The following is a 15,412-nucleotide window of genomic DNA, read 5'->3' as shown; positions in this document are numbered from 1 at the left end:
GCTGCGGCGTCGGTCGAACCGCAGGTCAGCGCTCCGGTCGAGCAGCAGCCCGTCACGGTTGTCGAGGCTCCGGCCCCGGCGGTTGCACCCACGCCGGCTCCGGCGCCGGTACAACCGTCCAGCGGCCGCGCCTCCAACGACCCGCGTGAAGTTCGCCGTCGCCAGCAGGAAGCCGAACGCCTGGCACGTGAAGCCGAGGCAGCCCGCGCCGCGCAAGCCAATGCCGAGGCCGCCGCTCCGGTAGAGCAACCGCAGCAGGAAGAGGCCAAGAACCTGGAAGCCCAGGCGCAGGAAGCCGAAGGCAAGGACGAGACCGCCGTTCAGGTCGAGGCCGACAGCCAAGCCGAGGAGCCGGCTCGTGATGAAGAACAGCAGACCAAGCTGCCCTCGTAATCACACCCGCTGAAACGAAAAAGGGGATGCCGATGGGCATCCCCTTTTTTGTTCCCTAACCTCCACGCTTTGCAGGAGCGGCTCAGTCGCGATGCTTTTCTTGCAGGCCCACCAGAAGCTCGCGACTGAAGTCGCTCCTACACAGCGTCCCCGGTCTCTTGCTCCCGCAGACAAGCATCACCAGACGTTGGGCTCGATCTCCAGCTCGACACCGAAGCGCGCGGCAATGTCCGCCTGGATGCGCCGCGCCAGGGCCAGCAGCTCGGCGCCAGTCGCCCGGCCATGATTGACCAGCACCAGCGCTTGCTTGTCGTGCACGCCGGCATCGCCATCCCGATAGCCCTTCCAACCGGCCTGCTCGATCAGCCAGCCGGCGGCCAGCTTCACCCTACCCTCACCGGCCGGATACGCCACCAGCCCGGGGTACTGCTCGCGCAAGCGAGCCGCGTGGTCGGCCGGTACCAGCGGATTCTTGAAGAAGCTGCCGGCATTGCCCAGCACCGCCGGATCGGGCAGTTTCTCGCTGCGGATCGCACAGACCGCGCGACTGACATCCCGTGCCGTGGGCGCCTCGCAGCCCTGTGCAGCCAATTGCTGACGCAACGGACCATAGTCCAGTCGCAGCTCGGCGTGCCTGCTCAGGCGAAAACGCACACGCAGGATCAGCCAACGCCCGGCCTGGCGCTTGAACAGGCTGTCGCGATAGCCGAAGGCGCAGTCCGCCAGCGAGAAATCGCGCAGCTCGCCGCTCTGGCGCTCCAGCGCGGTCAGGCCGGCAAACACATCCTTGATCTCAACCCCGTAGGCACCGATGTTCTGCATCGGCGCGGCGCCCACGGTGCCGGGGATCAGACTGAGGTTCTCCAGGCCGCCCAGCCCCTGCTCCAGCGTCCAAAGCACGAAGGGGTGCCAGGGCTCGCCCGCTTCGGCCTCGACGACCACGGTTTCGCCGTCGTCGCTGTGTACCCTCTTGCCCATCAGCGCCATGCGCAGCACCAGGGCATCCTGATCGCCGGTCAGCAGCAGGTTGCTGCCGCCGCCGATCGGACGCAGCGCCCAGCCGTTGCGCGCGGCCAGCGCCAGCGCTTCGCGCACCTCGGCTTCATCACGCGCCTCGGCGAAGTGTGCGGCGCGCGCCGCCACACCGAAGCTGTTGTAGGACTTGAGGGACGGGTTTGCAGTGATGGTCAGGCTCACAGGCGCCCCTTGATTTCGGCCAGCAAGGCATCGCTGGCCGCTTCGATCAGGTCCAGCACCTGCTCGAAGCCGTCGGCGCCGCCGTAGTAGGGATCCGGCACCACGCCCCGGCCCAGGCCGTAGCGGCGCAGCAGCAGATCCAGCTCGGCGCGTGCATGGTCAGGCTGGATATCCTTGAGGCGCAGCAGGTTGTCATGATCCATGGCCAGGATCAGGTCGAAGCGCTGGAAGTCCTCGGCGGCCACCTGGCGAGCGCGCAACGGGCTCAGATCATAGCCGCGCTGCAGGGCAGCCCGGCAGGTGCGCGGGTCAGGCCCCTTGCCCACATGCCAGTCGCCAGTGCCCGCGGAGTCGATGTGCACGCGATCTTCCAGCCCCGCGGCACGCACCCGCTGACGAAACACGCCTTCGGCGGTCGGCGAGCGGCAGATGTTGCCCAGGCAGACGAACAGGATGTTCATCCTCAGGCTCCCAGCAGGCGGCGTACGCGCTCCAGATCTTCGGGGGTGTCCACACCGGTTGGCGGCGCTTCGAGGGCGTCGGCGACGTGGATACGCACGCCGTGCCAGAGGGCACGCAGCTGCTCCAGGGACTCGGTCTTCTCCAGCCAGCAGGCGCCCCAGGCGACGAAGTCGTGGAGGAAGCCCGCGCGGTAGGCATAGATACCGATGTGGCGGCGGTAGGGCACGCCCTCGGGCAACTGCTCGCGGCTGCTGGCGAAGGCGTCCCGGGCCCAGGGCAGCGGTGCGCGGGAGAAGGTCAGCGCCAGGCCGCTCACATCGCTGACCACCTTGACCACGTTCGGATTGAACAGCGCCTGCACGTCATGGATCGGCTCGGCCAGGGTGGCGATGCCAGCCTGCGGGTTGGCCGCCAGGTTGGCGGCCACCTGGTCGATGATCGCCGGGGGAATCAGCGGCTCGTCGCCCTGCACGTTGACCACGATAGCGTCGGCCGCCAGGCCCAGCTGACTGGCAACTTCGGCCAGCCGGTCGGTACCGGAGTCATGGTCGGCGCGGGTCAGCAACACGTCCGCACCGAAGGCGCGGCAGGCCTCGACGATGCGCGCATCGTCGGTGGCCACCACCACGCGGGCGGCGGAGGATTTGCAGGCCTGTTCCCAGACATGCTGGATCATCGGCTTGCCGGCAATGTCCTGCAACGGCTTGCCGGGCAGGCGGGTGGAGGCGTAACGGGCGGGAATGACGACGGTGAAGGCCTGGCTCATTTACGGGTGTCCAGGCGCTCGTCGACGGTCAGGGTGCGGGCTTCGCTTTCCAGCATCACCGGGATGCCGTCGCGGATCGGGTAGGCCAGGCCGGCGCCCTTGCTGATCAGCTCGGTCTTGTCCTCGCTGAGCTGCAACGGGCCCTTGCATACCGGGCAGGCCAGGATATCGAGCAGTTTCGGGTCCATCGGAAAATCCTCACGAACAGGGAAGGCGCTCCGGCAGCAGACGCGCCAGCTGGGCGTCGAACCAGGCGACGAAGGCCGGCGACGGCACGGCGTCGACCGCCAGGTACCACCAGTCGTCGGCGGCGAAGTCACGGCATTTGACCGCATCCTTCTCGGTCATCACCAACGGCAGCGGCGGGCTGAAAGTCAGCTGCTCGGCGTCGTACTGGGCATGATCGGCGAAGGGATGGGCAATCGGGCGCCAGTGTAGCGCTTCGAGGGTGGCGAAGAAACGCTGCGGATTGCCGATGCCGGCCACCGCGTGCAGGCTCTGGTCCGCGGGGAAATAGCTCAGCGGCCGGCGCGCGCCGTCGTTCACCCGCACCAGCTCGCTCGGTTGCAAGTGAAAGGCATAGCCCTCGGCGCGGTCGTGAGTCGCACCGTTGAACAGCACGGCGTCCACGCTTTGCAGGCGCTCCTCGGGCTCGCGCAGCGGGCCGGCGGGCAGGCAGCGGCGATTGCCCAGGCCACGCGCGGCGTCGATCAGCACCAGCTCCAGATCCCGCGCCAGGCGGTAATGCTGCAGACCGTCGTCGCAGAGAATGAGATCGACCGGCTCGCTGTCCAGCAGCGCACGCACCGCCCTGCCCCGATCGGGGTCGATGCACAGCGGCACTCCGGTACGGCGCACGATCAGCGCCGGCTCATCGCCGGTGATCGCGGCGTCCTGATCGGGCAGCACCCGCCAGGGCAAACTCGGCGGCTTGGCGCCGTAGCCGCGACTCACCACGCCAACGCGCAGCCCGCGCGCCCGGCAATGCTGGATCAGCCAGAGGATCAGTGGCGTCTTGCCGGTGCCGCCGACGGTGATGTTGCCCACCACGATGACCGGCACCGGCGCGCGATAGATCTCGCCGTGGCCCGCCACGAACGCGGCGCGCTTGCGGCGCACCACGCGGCGATAGAGGGATTCGAGGGGGCGCAACAGGCCCAGCACCGGATGATTGCGCTCCTGGTACCAGGCCTTCAGCAAGCGATCGGAAAGACTCATCAGGGCGTCGCCTGGGCCTCAACCGTAGCGATGCGCAGACGCGAGAAGCCCAGCTTGCCCGCCGCATCCATGGCAATCACTACGGCCTGATGGGGCGACTTGCCGTCGGCACTGATGGTCAATGGCAGGCTGGTGTCCCCTTCGGACTCCCGCTGCAGGGAGGTCATCAGGCTGCTCAGGTCGCTCTTGACCAGAGCCTTGCCGTTCACCGAGAAGCTGCCGTCCGCGCCGACCAGCACTTCCAGCGGTCGCAGCTCGGTTTCCTGCATCGGCGCACCACTGACTGCCTCGGGCAGGTCCACCTTCAGGCGGGTTTCCCGGGTGAAGGTGGTGGTGACCACGAAGAACAGCAACAGGATGAAGACCACATCGATCAGGGGGGCCAGACCGATCTCCACGGTGTCCCGCTGTCTGCGCCGGAATTTCACGCCTTGCTGCCCTCGCGCTTGTTGCTCTCGGCCAGGTCGACGCTGCGCTCACCGTGCACCACGTCCACCAGTTTGATGGCTTCCTGTTCCATGCCGACCACCAGCTCATCGACGCGCCGCTGCAGGTAGCGGTGGAAGAACAGGGCCGGGATGCCGACCATCAGGCCTGCGGCGGTGGTGATCAGCGCCTTGGCGATGCCGCCGGCGAGCAGCGGCGCATTGGCCATGCCCGAGCCCATGAAGGCGCTGAAGATGTCGATCATCGCCAGCACGGTACCCAGCAGGCCGAGCAGCGGCGCGATACCGGCAATGGTGCCCAGGGCGTTGAGGTAGCGCTCCAGATCATGAATGACCCGGGAGGCGGCTTCCTGGATGCACTCCTTCATGATGTCGCGGCCATGCCGGGAGTTGGCCAGACCGGCGGCGAGAATCTCGCCCAGCGGCGAGTTGGCGCGCAGTTCCTTGAGGCGCTCGTGGTTGAGCTTCTTGTCCTTGATCCAGCGCCAGACCAGACCCAGCAGGTGCGGCGGCGTGACCCGCGACGGGCGCAGGGTCCAGAAGCGTTCGACGATGATGGCTGCGGCCGTGACAGAACAGAGAATGATCGGCAGCATGATCCAGCCGCCGGCTTTAACCAATTCCCACACTGTGGCAATCCTCCGGAAAAGTGCGCGCCACTCTACCACAGGGTGATTCGTCAGCCGACCGCCCGGCTTCTCAGTTTTTTCGCCAGAAACGACGCTCGGAACGCCAGCCTTGAGCGCTTGCGCGGGTACCCAGCCGAATGCTCAGGGCGCCATCCGTCACATTGTCATGGATGTGCACGCCCTGTCGGGCGTAGCGGGCCAGCACCCGCGGGTGGGGATGGCCGAAGGCATTGTGTGCGCCGCGCGAGAACAACACGGCCGTCGGCGCCACCGCGGCGATAAAGGCCGGCGTCGAGGAGAAGCGGCTGCCGTGGTGCGGCGCCAGCAGCCAGTCGGCCCGCAGGTCGAGGCCGCTGCCCAGCAGCACCGCCTCGGCGCGCGCATCAATGTCGCCGGTGAGCAGCAACCGCTCGCCGCCGGCCTCGACCCACAGCACACAGGAGGCGTCGTTGCCGCCGCGTGCCTGCGCCCAGCGCCAGACCTGGAACGCCACGCCATCCCACTCCCAGCGCGCGCCGGCGGGGCAGGCCTGGGCATCCAAGCCGGCCAGGCGCTGGGGTTCGCCGCTCCACAGCGTGGCTTCCGGCATTTGGCGCAGCACTGCCGCCGCCCCGCCGGCATGGTCGTTGTCGCCATGGCTGATCAGCAGCGTATCCAGGCGCTGGATGCCCAGCGCCCGCAGCGCCGGCAGCACCACGCGCTCGCCCAGGTCGAAATCGCCGAAGCGCCCGGCGGCGTCGTAGAGCAGCGCATGCTCGCGGGTGCGGACCAGCACCGCCAGGCCCTGCCCCACATCCAGTTGCCAGACCTCCGCCTGCCCCTCCGGCAACGACGGACGCGGGGGAAACAGCAACAGCAGCGCCAGCGGCAGACCGAGCAGGCGCAGCGGCACGCCCGCCGGCAGCAGCACCAGCACGAAACCCAGCGCACCGAGCGCCCAGGCCCAGGCCGGCAGGTGCCCGCCCAGCCAGGCCGGCAACAGCGCCGCCAGCCATTCCAGCAGGCGGAACAGCAGCTCCAGCGCCCCGCCCGCCAGCCACCAGAGGCCCTCGGCCAGCGGCGCCATCGGCAGCAGCAGTGTGGCCAGCAGCGCCAGGGGCACCACCAGGAAACCGACCCAGGGCACAGCCAGCAGGTTGGCCAGCGGACCACTGACACTCACCGGCAAGGCCAACGCCAGCAGCACCGGCAGCAGCCCCAGCGCGGCGGCCCACTGGGCGCGCCCCAGGCTGCGCCACCAGGGCCAGCCACCCAGTCGTCCGGAAAACACCAGCAGCAGCACGCCCACCGCCGCAAAGGACAGCCAGAAGCCGGCCTGCAGGCTGGCCAGCGGCTCGATCAGCAGCACCAGCAGCAACGCGGCCAGCAAGGGCGTCCAGATGCCCAGCTGGCGATAGCGCAGCCGCCAGAGCAGCACCAGGGCGAGCATCGCGCAGGCGCGCTGTACCGGCACGTCGAAGCCGGCCAGCCAGCCGTAGCCGAGCGATGCCGCCAGGGCCAGCGCGCAGGCCCAGGGCAGCCAGGGCAGGAACCCGGGCCAGACTCCCAGGCGCGCCAGACCGGCCACCCCGCCGTAGACCAGCAGAGCGATCAGGCCGATGTGCTGGCCGGAGATCACCATCAGGTGCACGGTGCCGGTGTCCTGCAGCACCCGCCACTCGGCGCTCGACAGCCCCGAACCGTCGCCCAGCACCAGCGCCACCAGGCCGCCTTCGCGGCCGAACGCCGGCATGGCCAGCAGCCGCTGACGCAGGCCGTCGCGCCAGGTGTGCACACCCTCGGCTTCCGCCAACCGTTCCCCACTCTTCACCGTGCCGGTGGCGCCGATACGCTGGGCGAGCAGCCAGGCCTCGTAATCGAAGCCACCGGGGTTCAGCATGCCGTGGGGCCGCTTGAGATGCACCGCCAGGCGCCAGCGCTCGCCACTGTGCAGCGCCGGCCCCTGCGGCCAGCTCAGGCGCAGCCGGGCGGGCAGTTCGGCGCGTCGCGCGCTCGGCTCTTCCAGCACGAAGCGCACCACGCCGTCACGTTGTTCCGGCAGGCCGACCACCTCGCCCTCCAGCCAAAGGATGCGACCGTCCAGCTCAGGACTCAGCCGGTCATCCAGCGCCAACTGCGCCGAGGCGCAGGCCCAGGCCAGGCCAAGGGCGAACAGCCCCAGTGGGTAGCTGCGAAACGGGAGCAGCAGTACGCCGACCGCGGCCATCAGCAGCAGCCAGGGCGTTCCGGGCAAGCCAGGAAGAAAGCGCAGGGCCAGCAGGCCCGCGCCCAGCGCCAGCATCCCTGTGCGCATCGGGTTCTCCGCCGGGGGCGTCCGTGCCTCCGGTTGGTGGCTGGGGGTGAAGCGTTACTCGTAACGGAGCGCTTCGGCCGGCTGGGTGCGCGCCGCACGCCAGGCCGGATACAGGGTAGCCAGGAAACTCAGGACCAGCGCCGCCGTGCAGATCAGCGCCACATCCAGCCATTGCAGGTCGGAGGGCAGGTAGCTGACGAAATAGATGTCGGAACTGAGGATCTGCTGGCCGCTCAGGCGCTCCAGCCAGCCGACCAACTGGCTGACATTCAGCGCCGTCAGCACACCGAGCACGCCGCCCAGCGCGGTGCCCACCAGGCCGATCAGCGTTCCCTGCACCATGAAGGTAGCCATGATCTGCCCGGGCGTGGCGCCCAGGGTGCGCAGGATGGCGATGTCGGTGCGCTTGTCGGCCACCACCATGATCAGCGTGGCGATGATATTGAAGGCGGCCACCGCGATGATTAGCAGCAGCAGCAGGCCGATCATGGTCTTTTCCATCTGCATGGCGGCGAACAGGCTGCCCTGGGTGCGCGTCCAGTCGCCGATCCGGTAGCCGTCGCCCAGCTGCGCGCTGAGCTCTGTCGCGATGCGCGGCGCCGCGTACAGGTCGGTGACCGCCAGACGCAGCGCCGGCACCTGACCGGGCTCCAGGCGCAGCATCTGCGCGGCATCGGCGATGTGCACCAACGCCAGCGAGCCGTCCAGCTCGGCGCCCACCTTGAAGATACCGGCCACGGTCAGGCGCTGCATGCGCGGCGTGACACCGGCGGCCGAATCGCTGGCCTCGGGCACGATCAGGGTCAGCTTGTCGCCGATGCCGAGGGCGAAGCGCCGGGCGATCAGCTCGCCGATCACCACGCCGTAGTCATCCGCCCGCAGGTCGCTCAACGCGCCGCGCAGCATGTGTCGGCCGACGATCGACACGTCATCCTCGCGGGACGGATCGATGCCGTTGACCTGCACCGGCAGCATGCCGCCCTTGTAGGCGAGCATGCCTTCCAGCTCGGCCAACGGCACCGCGCCGGTGACTTGCGGGTGCTCCTGCACACGGGCGGCCACCGCCTGCCAGTCGTCCATCGGTTCGGCGGCAGTGAGCGTGGCGTGCGGCACGGTGCCGAGGATGCGCCCGCTCATTTCCTTCTGGAAGCCGTTCATCACCGACAGCACCACGATCATGGCCAGCACGCCGAGGGTCAGGCCCAACATCGAGGTCAGCGAGATGAAGGAGATGTAGTGGTTGCGCCGCTTGGCCCGCGTGTAGCGGGCGCCGACGAACAGGGCCAGGGGTCTGAACATGCGCCCTACTCCGCCACCAGGCGGCCTTCGGCCAGCCGCAGCACGCGGTCCATCTGCCGCGCCAGCTCGGGGTCGTGAGTCACCACCAGGAAGGCGGTGTGCAGCGACTGGCTGAGTTCCAGCATCAGCTCCTGGATGCCCTGCGCGGTATGCCGGTCCAGGTTGCCGGTGGGTTCGTCGAGCAACACCAGCGCCGGGCGGTTGACCAGCGCACGGGCGATGGCCACGCGCTGACGCTCGCCGCCGGACAGCTCGGACGGCTTGTGCTCCAGGCGATGACCGAGGCCGACCCGCGCCAGCAGCTCGCTGGCCTGCCGGCGCGCTTCGGGAATCGGCGTCTTGCCGATCAACAGCGGCATGCAGACGTTCTCCAGGGCAGTGAATTCCGGCAGCAGGTGATGAAACTGGTAGACGAAGCCCAGGGCCCGGTTGCGTAGCAGGCCGCGGGCCTTCTCGCCGAGGGCCGAGAGTTCCTCGCCAGCCAGCCAGACGCTGCCCTTGCTCGGGGTATCGAGCCCGCCCAGCAGGTTGAGCAGCGTGCTCTTGCCCGAGCCGGAACTGCCGACGATGGCCACGCGCTCGCCGGGCAGCAGCTCCAGCTGCACATCGCTGAGCACTTCCACCGGCTGCGGGCCTTCCTCGTAGCTCTTGCCCAGGTTGCGACAGCTCAGCACCGCCTTGTCACTCATAACGCAAAGCCTCCGCAGGCTGGGTGCGCGCCGCACGCCAGGCCGGATAAAGGGTGGCGAGAAAGCTCAGCAGCAGGGCCGAGCCGCAGACCATCAGCACATCCTCGAGCAGCAGCTGGGACGGCAGGTAGTCGATGAAGTACACCTCGGCGCTGAGGAATTTGTGGCCGAGCAGGCGCTCCAGCGCGGCAATGCCGTCGCTGATGTTCAGCGCCGCGAAGATACCCAGCAGCGCGCCGAGCAACGTGCCGACCACGCCGATCACCGTGCCCTGCACCATGAAGATGCCCATGATGCGCGCCGGCGAGGCGCCCAGGGTGCGCAGGATGGCGATGTCGGATTTCTTGTCGGTGACCACCATCACCAGGGTGGAAATGATGTTGAACGCGGCAACCGCGACGATCAGCAACAGCAGCAGGCCGATGATGGCCTTCTCCATGCGGATCGCCTGATAGAGGTTGCCGTGGGTCCGGGTCCAGTCGCGGGCGAAGAAGTCCTCGCCCAGGCTGCCGGCCAGCAGCCAGGACAGGCCGGGCGCCTGGAACAAGTCGGCGAACTTCAGGCGCAGGCCCTGCACCTGATCCGGCCGCCAGCGCTTGAGGCGCGCGGCGTCCTCGATATGGGCGAGGGCCAGGAAGCCGTCGATTTCCCCGGCGCCGACATGGAAGATGCCGGCCACGGTGAAGCGCTTCATGCGCGGGAACATGCCGGCCGGGGTGACCGCCACCTCGGGCGCGACAAAGGTGACCTTGTCACCGATCTTCACGCCGAGCTTCTCGGCAGCCCGATCGCCGATCAGCAGACCGAACTCGCCCGGCTGCAGTGACGCCAGGCCGCCTTCGACAAAGAACTGGTCGACAATCGACACCTGGGACTCACGCTGCGGGTCGACGGCGTTGATCAGCACTTTCTGCACCTGGCCCGCATTCGTTAGCAGCCCCTGCATCAGCGTGTAAGGGGCCACCGCCAGCACCTCGGGGTGCTGCTGCAGGCGCTCGGCCAGCGCCGGCCAGCCACTCAGCGCCTGGCCGGTTTCCAGGCTGGCGTGCGGCACCATCCCCAGCACCCGCTCGCGCATCTCGCGGTCAAAGCCGTTCATGACCGACAGCACCAGGATCATCACCATCACGCCCAGGGCCAGGCCCAGCATGGAGGTGAGGGAAATGAAGGAAACGAAACGACTGCGGCGCCGGGCACGGGTATAGCGGGTGCCGATGAAAACTGGAAGCGGTCTGAACATGAAGGAGGAAACGTCCGTTCGGCCATGAAAACCGCCTCTTGCGGGGCGGGCGAAACATCCCGGCACAGGTGCGTCTGGCCATCTGGCCGTTGGACGCCGGGCGTCTTACACTCTGGCGACCCCAAGTTTGCCATCGGATCGCCATGCCCATGCAAGACGCAGATCGCCGCGAATACTACCGCATCGAAGACCAGGTCGCAGTGCAAATCGTTCCGCTGGCGGACGACGGCGACACCGCGCTGCCGGAGGATGCACAGCTGTTCAATCTGCTCGGCGAACTCAGCCTGCTGGACTTCGAGGCCCAGCATCTGCTGCGCCAGATGGGCGAGCGCGACCGCCTGACCGGCAGCCTGCTGCGGGTAATGAACCGGCGTATCGACCTGATCGGCCAGGCCATGACGCACGGCCTGCAGGCACAGTTCGGCGTACCGCAGACCGTCACCCTGAGTGAAGGCGGCATCAGCTTCCAGCATGCCGAGGCGCTGGAGCGCGATGCGCTGGTCGGCCTGCGCCTGCTGTTGATGCCCCATGGTCTGGGCCTGCTGCTACGGGCACGGGTCGCGCACTGTCAGCCGCTGTCCGAAGGCAGCTACCACATCGGCGCGGAGTTCGAAGCGTTGACCGACGCACAACGCCAGCTGCTGGCCCGGCATATCCTGCAGAAGCAGGCCCAGGCCCGTCGCCAGGCCCGCGAACTCTCCGATCAGCCATGAGAATCCGCGCATGACCCGCCTCGTTTTTCTGCTTGCCCTGCTGCTGCCCTTTTCCGTTCCGGCCGACACCCTGCGCGTGCCGGTGGGCCAGCAGGGGGATCCCGGCCTGCACCTCCCTCGGCAGGGTGAAAGCCAGCAGGCAGTCGAAGCCCGCTTCGGTCAACCCGAAACCCGCCATCCGGCCGTTGGCCAACCACCCATCGGCCGCTGGGACTACCCCGGCTTTTCCGTGTATTTCGAAAGCGGCAAGGTGATCGACAGCGTTCGCCACCCGCGACCCACCCCCCCTGCGCAGGGCCAGTGACCCTGCCACTGGAGATTGCATGACCCTGATCTACGGCCACCGCGGCGCCAAGGGCGAAGCCCCGGAAAATACTCTGGTCAGCTTCCGCAAATGCCTGGAGCACGGCGTCACCCGCTGCGAGCTGGACCTGCACCTGTCGCGTGACGGCGAGCTGATGGTGATCCACGACCCGACCCTCAAGCGCACCACGGGGCGGCGGGGCAAGGTGGCCGAGCACAGTGCCGAGGAGCTGCGCAGCTACGATGCGCGCCTGGGCGGCCCGGGCTGGCCACAGCCGACGCCGATTCCCACCCTGGCCGAACTGTTCGAGCAGTGCCCGTTCGAGCACTGGCAACTGGAGGTCAAGAGCGCCTCGCGCGAGCGCGCCAGCCGCACCGTCAAGGCAATTCATGCGCTGACCGAACGGTACGGGCTGGCCGACAAGGTCACGGTGACCTCCAGCTCCCGCGTGGTATTGCGCGCCCTGCGCCACTGGGCGCCTGAGCTGTCGCGCGGCCTGGTGGCCGAATATGCCTGGCTGGACCCGCTCAAGGTGGCGAAGCAGTACGGTTGCGACCTGCTGGCCCTGAACTGGACGCTGTGCACCCCGGAACGCCTGCTCAAGGCGCAGCAGCAAGGGCTGCATGTGTCGGTATGGACGGTCAATGAGCCGGCGCTGATGCGCCGTCTCGCCGACTTCGGGGCGGACAGTGTGATCACCGACTTCCCGGGGCTGGCGGTGGAAACGCTGGGGCTCGCGTAGCAGGTAGGGCGGACAACGTTTGTCTGTCCGCCAAGACCGGCACTCCCGAAGCGACGTGCTTTCCGCTCGGCGAACAGGTGGAGCGCTGTCCGCCCTACGAGGCAGACATCCCCCAAAACAAAGGCCCGCACAAGGCGGGCCTTTGGGCCTGATTCAGAAGCTCTCCCGGTTTGGCCATTGCCAGAGCCGGGGGTCCTGCAGGGGTTCCCCGCCCGGCTCAGGCAACCGGACGGAGCCCGTCAAAAAAGCCGGTTGAGGCCGTCGAACGCCGCCACCCGGTAGGCCTCGGCCATGGTCGGGTAGTTGAAGGTGGTGTTGACGAAGTACTTGATGGTATTCGCCTCGCCCTTCTGGTTCATGATCGCCTGGCCGATGTGCACGATCTCCGAAGCCTGATAGCCGAAGCAGTGCACGCCGAGCACTTCCAGCGTTTCGCGGTGGAAGAGGATCTTCAGCATGCCGACCGGCTCGTAGGAGATCTGCGCACGGGCCATACCTTTGAAGAACGCCTTGCCGACCTCGTAGGGAACCTTGGCCTGCGTCAGCTCGCGCTCGGTCTTGCCGATGGAGCTGATCTCCGGAATCGTGTAGATGCCGGTCGGCACGTCGTCGACGAAGCGCCAGCTGTCGTTTTCCATGATGCTGCCGGCGGCCGAGCGACCCTGGTCATAGGCCGCGCTGGCCAGCGACGGCCAGCCGATCACGTCGCCGGCGGCATAGATGTTCGGCACCTGGGTGCGGTAGTGCTCGTCCACCTGGATCTGGCCACGGCTGTTGGGCTTGATGCCGATGTTCTCCAGGCCCAGCTTGTCGGTGTTGCCGGTACGGCCGTTGCACCACAGGAAGGCGTCGGCCTTGATCTTCTTGCCGGACTTCAGGTGCAGGATCACCGCATTCTCGGTGCCCTCCACCCGCTCGTACTCCTCGTTGTGGCGAATGATCACGTTGTTGGTGCGCAGGTGGTAGCTCAGCGCATCGGAGATCTCGTCATCCAGGAAGTTGAGCAACTGGTCACGGGTGTCGACCAGGTCGACGAGCACGCCCAGACCACTGAAGATCGACGCATATTCGGTGCCGATCACGCCGGCGCCATAGATGATGATCCGGCGCGGGGTGTGGGTCAGCTTGAGAATGGTGTCGCTGTCGTAGATGCGCGGATGGTTGAAGTCGACATCCGCCGGACGGTAGGGACGCGAGCCGGTGGCGACGATGATCTGCTTGGCCACCAATCGCTCGACCGCGCCGTTCAGGCAGACCACCTCGATGCAGTGCTCATCGGCGAAACTGGCCGTGCCGAAGAAGGTGGAGATGCGGTTGCGCGCGTAGTAGCTGGTACGCGAGGTGACCTGCTTGCCGATCACCTTCTCGGCGCTCTTCAGCACATCCTGGAAGGAGAACCAGCGCGGCTCGCCAATCTGGCGGAACAGCGGGTTGGTGTTGTATTGCATGATCTGGCGCACCGAATGACGCAGCGCCTTGGAGGGAATGGTGCCCAGATGGGTGCAGTTGCCGCCCACCAGCGGACGCTCGTCCACCACCGCGATCTTGCGCCCCGAACGCACCGCGTTCATTGCCGCGCCTTCACCCGCCGGACCCGTGCCCAGCACCACTACGTCGAAGTTGTAGACCGCCATGTGTACTCCTCAAAACGCGCCGGGGCGGCACGCGGTCGCCCACGGCAATTGCCCCGCGCCGCGCGCCGGGCCCTTGTCTGTCCCGGCCGGGCCGGGAGTACGGCGCCCAGGGCGCCGGTTTGCATCAGCGCCGGGTGGCGTCGTAGGCCAGATCCGTCTTGCCGGCGTCTTGCGCCTTTTCGGCGTTGACCTCTTCGCATTTCTGCCGGTCACCGCCGCAGATGGAGCACTCCTTCTCGATACCCAGCGCGGCGATGCCGCCGCAGGAACCGGCGATTGGTTTGCGCCCGGCGAGCACGCCGACGGACATGCCGAGCACCACCAGCAGAAGAACGATGAACGTGATAAGCCAGGTCATGGCTGTACTCCTTGCGCCGGGAACAGCGCATCGAATGCGGGGCTGCCTGTGGAGACGAAGCCCTCTGCCGCACGGGTCACGAACAGCGCGGCGACATGATGGTCCTGCGCATAGGCCAGGCCCTCCTCGGGCCCGAGCACCATCAGCAGGGTGGACAGGCCGTCGGCCTCCATGGCCGAGGGCGTCACCACGGTGACAGCCGCCAGTGTATGGGTTATCGGCGCGGCCTGGCGAGGATCGAGGGTGTGCGAATAACGACGCCCGTCCTGCTCGAAGTAGTTGCGGTAATCGCCCGAGGTGGACACCGACAGCCCATCGAGCTCGACGATGCGCTGCACCGCGCGGACATCGCTCTGCGGCGCCTCGATGGCGATCCGCCAGGGCGCCCCGTCCGGCTTGCGGCCCTGGGCCTTCAGCTCGCCGGTGACTTCCACCAGATAACTGTTGGCACCCTGCGCCTGCAGCAGCTGCGCGATACGGTCCACCGCCTGGCCGGCGGCGATACTGTTGAAATCCACCTGCACCGCGTCACGGGCCTTGCATAACTGTCCATCGCGAACCTCCAGCAGCCGGTAGCCGTACTGTTCGCGCGCCGCGTCGATCTCCGCCGTATCAGGCACACGCTGGCCGCGCGACTTCGGACCGAAGCCCCAGAGATTCAACAGGGGCTCCAGGGTCAGATCGAAGGCCCCCTCGCTGCGGTGCGACAGCTCCAGGCCATAGCGAGCCAGCTCGAGCACCGGCGCGGGCATGGCCTGACAACCAGCCGGACCGTTGTTGAAGGCTTCGATCAGGGAATCGCTGCGATAGGTAGACACCTGCCGGTCGATCTCGGCGAGCAGTGCATCAACCTCCTTCTGCAAGGCTTCCGGGTGCGGCACGCCGCTGCCGCGCACGTACTTGACCGAATAGGTGCTGCCCATGGTCGGGCCGCCGAAGGTTTCCACGCTTTCGGAAAACAGGCAGCCCGTCAGGGCTGCCGCCGAAGCGACAGCGATGACGGGCTGCAGGACAGCTCGAAGACGCATG

At 67.6% G+C, this 15,412-nt stretch carries 17 protein-coding genes and 1 pseudogene; 4 read left to right on the top strand and 14 right to left on the bottom strand.

Annotation, left to right across the window (positions count from 1 at the left end; genetic code table 11):
- Positions 1-393, top strand: a pseudogene (locus tag AS93_RS20815) (ribonuclease E); the annotation flags it as partial.
- A 177-nt stretch (positions 394-570) separates the two neighbouring features.
- Here AS93_RS20815 and murB read toward each other — a convergent pair.
- From murB to AS93_RS0103630, 11 genes are all read right to left on the bottom strand, one after another.
- Complete coding sequence (murB, locus tag AS93_RS0103680; protein ID WP_027589340.1) at positions 571-1,590, bottom strand: UDP-N-acetylmuramate dehydrogenase; 1,020 nt, start codon at positions 1,588-1,590, stop codon at positions 571-573.
- A complete protein-coding gene (locus tag AS93_RS0103675; RefSeq protein ID WP_027589339.1) occupies positions 1,587-2,051 on the bottom strand; it encodes a low molecular weight protein-tyrosine-phosphatase in 465 nt (154 codons plus the stop codon). Before AS93_RS0103675 ends, murB begins: the two co-directional genes overlap by 4 nt.
- A gap of 2 nt (positions 2,052-2,053) precedes the next feature.
- Positions 2,054-2,818, bottom strand: a complete 765-nt coding sequence (gene kdsB, locus AS93_RS0103670; RefSeq protein ID WP_027589338.1) for a 3-deoxy-manno-octulosonate cytidylyltransferase — start codon at positions 2,816-2,818, stop codon at positions 2,054-2,056.
- Entirely contained in the window at positions 2,815-3,006 is a 192-nt protein-coding gene (locus AS93_RS0103665; RefSeq protein ID WP_027589337.1) for a Trm112 family protein, read from the bottom strand. The genes kdsB and AS93_RS0103665 overlap by 4 nt, the downstream gene beginning before the upstream one ends.
- Before the next feature lie 10 nt (positions 3,007-3,016).
- Positions 3,017-4,036: a tetraacyldisaccharide 4'-kinase gene (gene lpxK / locus AS93_RS0103660; RefSeq protein WP_027589336.1), complete on the bottom strand. Its 1,020-nt coding sequence runs from the start codon at positions 4,034-4,036 to the stop codon at positions 3,017-3,019.
- A complete protein-coding gene (locus AS93_RS0103655; RefSeq protein WP_027589335.1) occupies positions 4,036-4,464 on the bottom strand; it encodes a biopolymer transporter ExbD in 429 nt (142 codons plus the stop codon). Before AS93_RS0103655 ends, lpxK begins: the two co-directional genes overlap by 1 nt.
- Complete coding sequence (locus tag AS93_RS0103650) at positions 4,461-5,111, bottom strand: MotA/TolQ/ExbB proton channel family protein (protein ID WP_027589334.1); 651 nt, start codon at positions 5,109-5,111, stop codon at positions 4,461-4,463. The genes AS93_RS0103655 and AS93_RS0103650 overlap by 4 nt, the downstream gene beginning before the upstream one ends.
- 70 nt (positions 5,112-5,181) lie before the next feature.
- Positions 5,182-7,404: a DNA internalization-related competence protein ComEC/Rec2 gene (locus AS93_RS0103645; RefSeq protein ID WP_027589333.1), complete on the bottom strand. Its 2,223-nt coding sequence runs from the start codon at positions 7,402-7,404 to the stop codon at positions 5,182-5,184.
- 54 nt (positions 7,405-7,458) lie between these two features.
- Positions 7,459-8,703 (bottom strand): lipoprotein-releasing ABC transporter permease subunit, encoded by a 1,245-nt coding sequence (locus tag AS93_RS0103640; protein WP_027589332.1) that lies wholly within the window; start codon positions 8,701-8,703, stop codon positions 7,459-7,461.
- A 5-nt stretch (positions 8,704-8,708) separates the two neighbouring features.
- Positions 8,709-9,392, bottom strand: coding sequence for a lipoprotein-releasing ABC transporter ATP-binding protein LolD (lolD, locus tag AS93_RS0103635; RefSeq protein ID WP_027589331.1), 684 nt, complete (start codon positions 9,390-9,392; stop codon positions 8,709-8,711).
- A complete protein-coding gene (locus tag AS93_RS0103630; RefSeq protein WP_027589330.1) occupies positions 9,385-10,632 on the bottom strand; it encodes a lipoprotein-releasing ABC transporter permease subunit in 1,248 nt (415 codons plus the stop codon). The genes lolD and AS93_RS0103630 overlap by 8 nt, the downstream gene beginning before the upstream one ends.
- Positions 10,633-10,775: 143 nt before the next feature.
- Between AS93_RS0103630 and AS93_RS0103625 the strand changes: the two genes are divergently transcribed.
- The 3 genes from AS93_RS0103625 to AS93_RS0103615 are packed head-to-tail and all read left to right on the top strand — an operon-like array spanning position 10,776 to position 12,391.
- Entirely contained in the window at positions 10,776-11,345 is a 570-nt protein-coding gene (locus tag AS93_RS0103625) for a PilZ domain-containing protein (RefSeq protein ID WP_027589329.1), read from the top strand.
- Between the two features lie 10 nt (positions 11,346-11,355).
- The gene (locus AS93_RS0103620) at positions 11,356-11,649 is read left to right on the top strand and encodes a hypothetical protein (RefSeq protein ID WP_027589328.1); all 294 of its coding nucleotides are present in this window, start codon (positions 11,356-11,358) and stop codon (positions 11,647-11,649) included.
- 19 nt (positions 11,650-11,668) lie between these two features.
- Complete coding sequence (locus AS93_RS0103615) at positions 11,669-12,391, top strand: glycerophosphodiester phosphodiesterase family protein (protein ID WP_027589327.1); 723 nt, start codon at positions 11,669-11,671, stop codon at positions 12,389-12,391.
- Positions 12,392-12,630: 239 nt separating this feature from the next.
- On the opposite strand, the gene sthA is transcribed toward AS93_RS0103615, so the two are convergent.
- From sthA to AS93_RS0103600, 3 genes are all read right to left on the bottom strand, one after another.
- Positions 12,631-14,025, bottom strand: coding sequence for a Si-specific NAD(P)(+) transhydrogenase (gene sthA, locus AS93_RS0103610; RefSeq protein WP_027589326.1), 1,395 nt, complete (start codon positions 14,023-14,025; stop codon positions 12,631-12,633).
- A 124-nt stretch (positions 14,026-14,149) separates the two neighbouring features.
- Positions 14,150-14,383 (bottom strand): (Na+)-NQR maturation NqrM, encoded by a 234-nt coding sequence (gene nqrM, locus AS93_RS0103605; RefSeq protein WP_027589325.1) that lies wholly within the window; start codon positions 14,381-14,383, stop codon positions 14,150-14,152.
- The gene (locus AS93_RS0103600; RefSeq protein WP_027589324.1) at positions 14,380-15,411 is read right to left on the bottom strand and encodes an FAD:protein FMN transferase; all 1,032 of its coding nucleotides are present in this window, start codon (positions 15,409-15,411) and stop codon (positions 14,380-14,382) included. The genes nqrM and AS93_RS0103600 overlap by 4 nt, the downstream gene beginning before the upstream one ends.
- Between the last annotated feature and the right edge of the window lies 1 nt (position 15,412).

Origin of the sequence: Pseudomonas sp. RL, assembly GCF_000647775.1 — a bacterium.
GTDB lineage: Bacteria > Pseudomonadota > Gammaproteobacteria > Pseudomonadales > Pseudomonadaceae > Serpens > Serpens flexibilis.
This window is presented reverse-complemented; position numbering and strand designations above follow the sequence as displayed.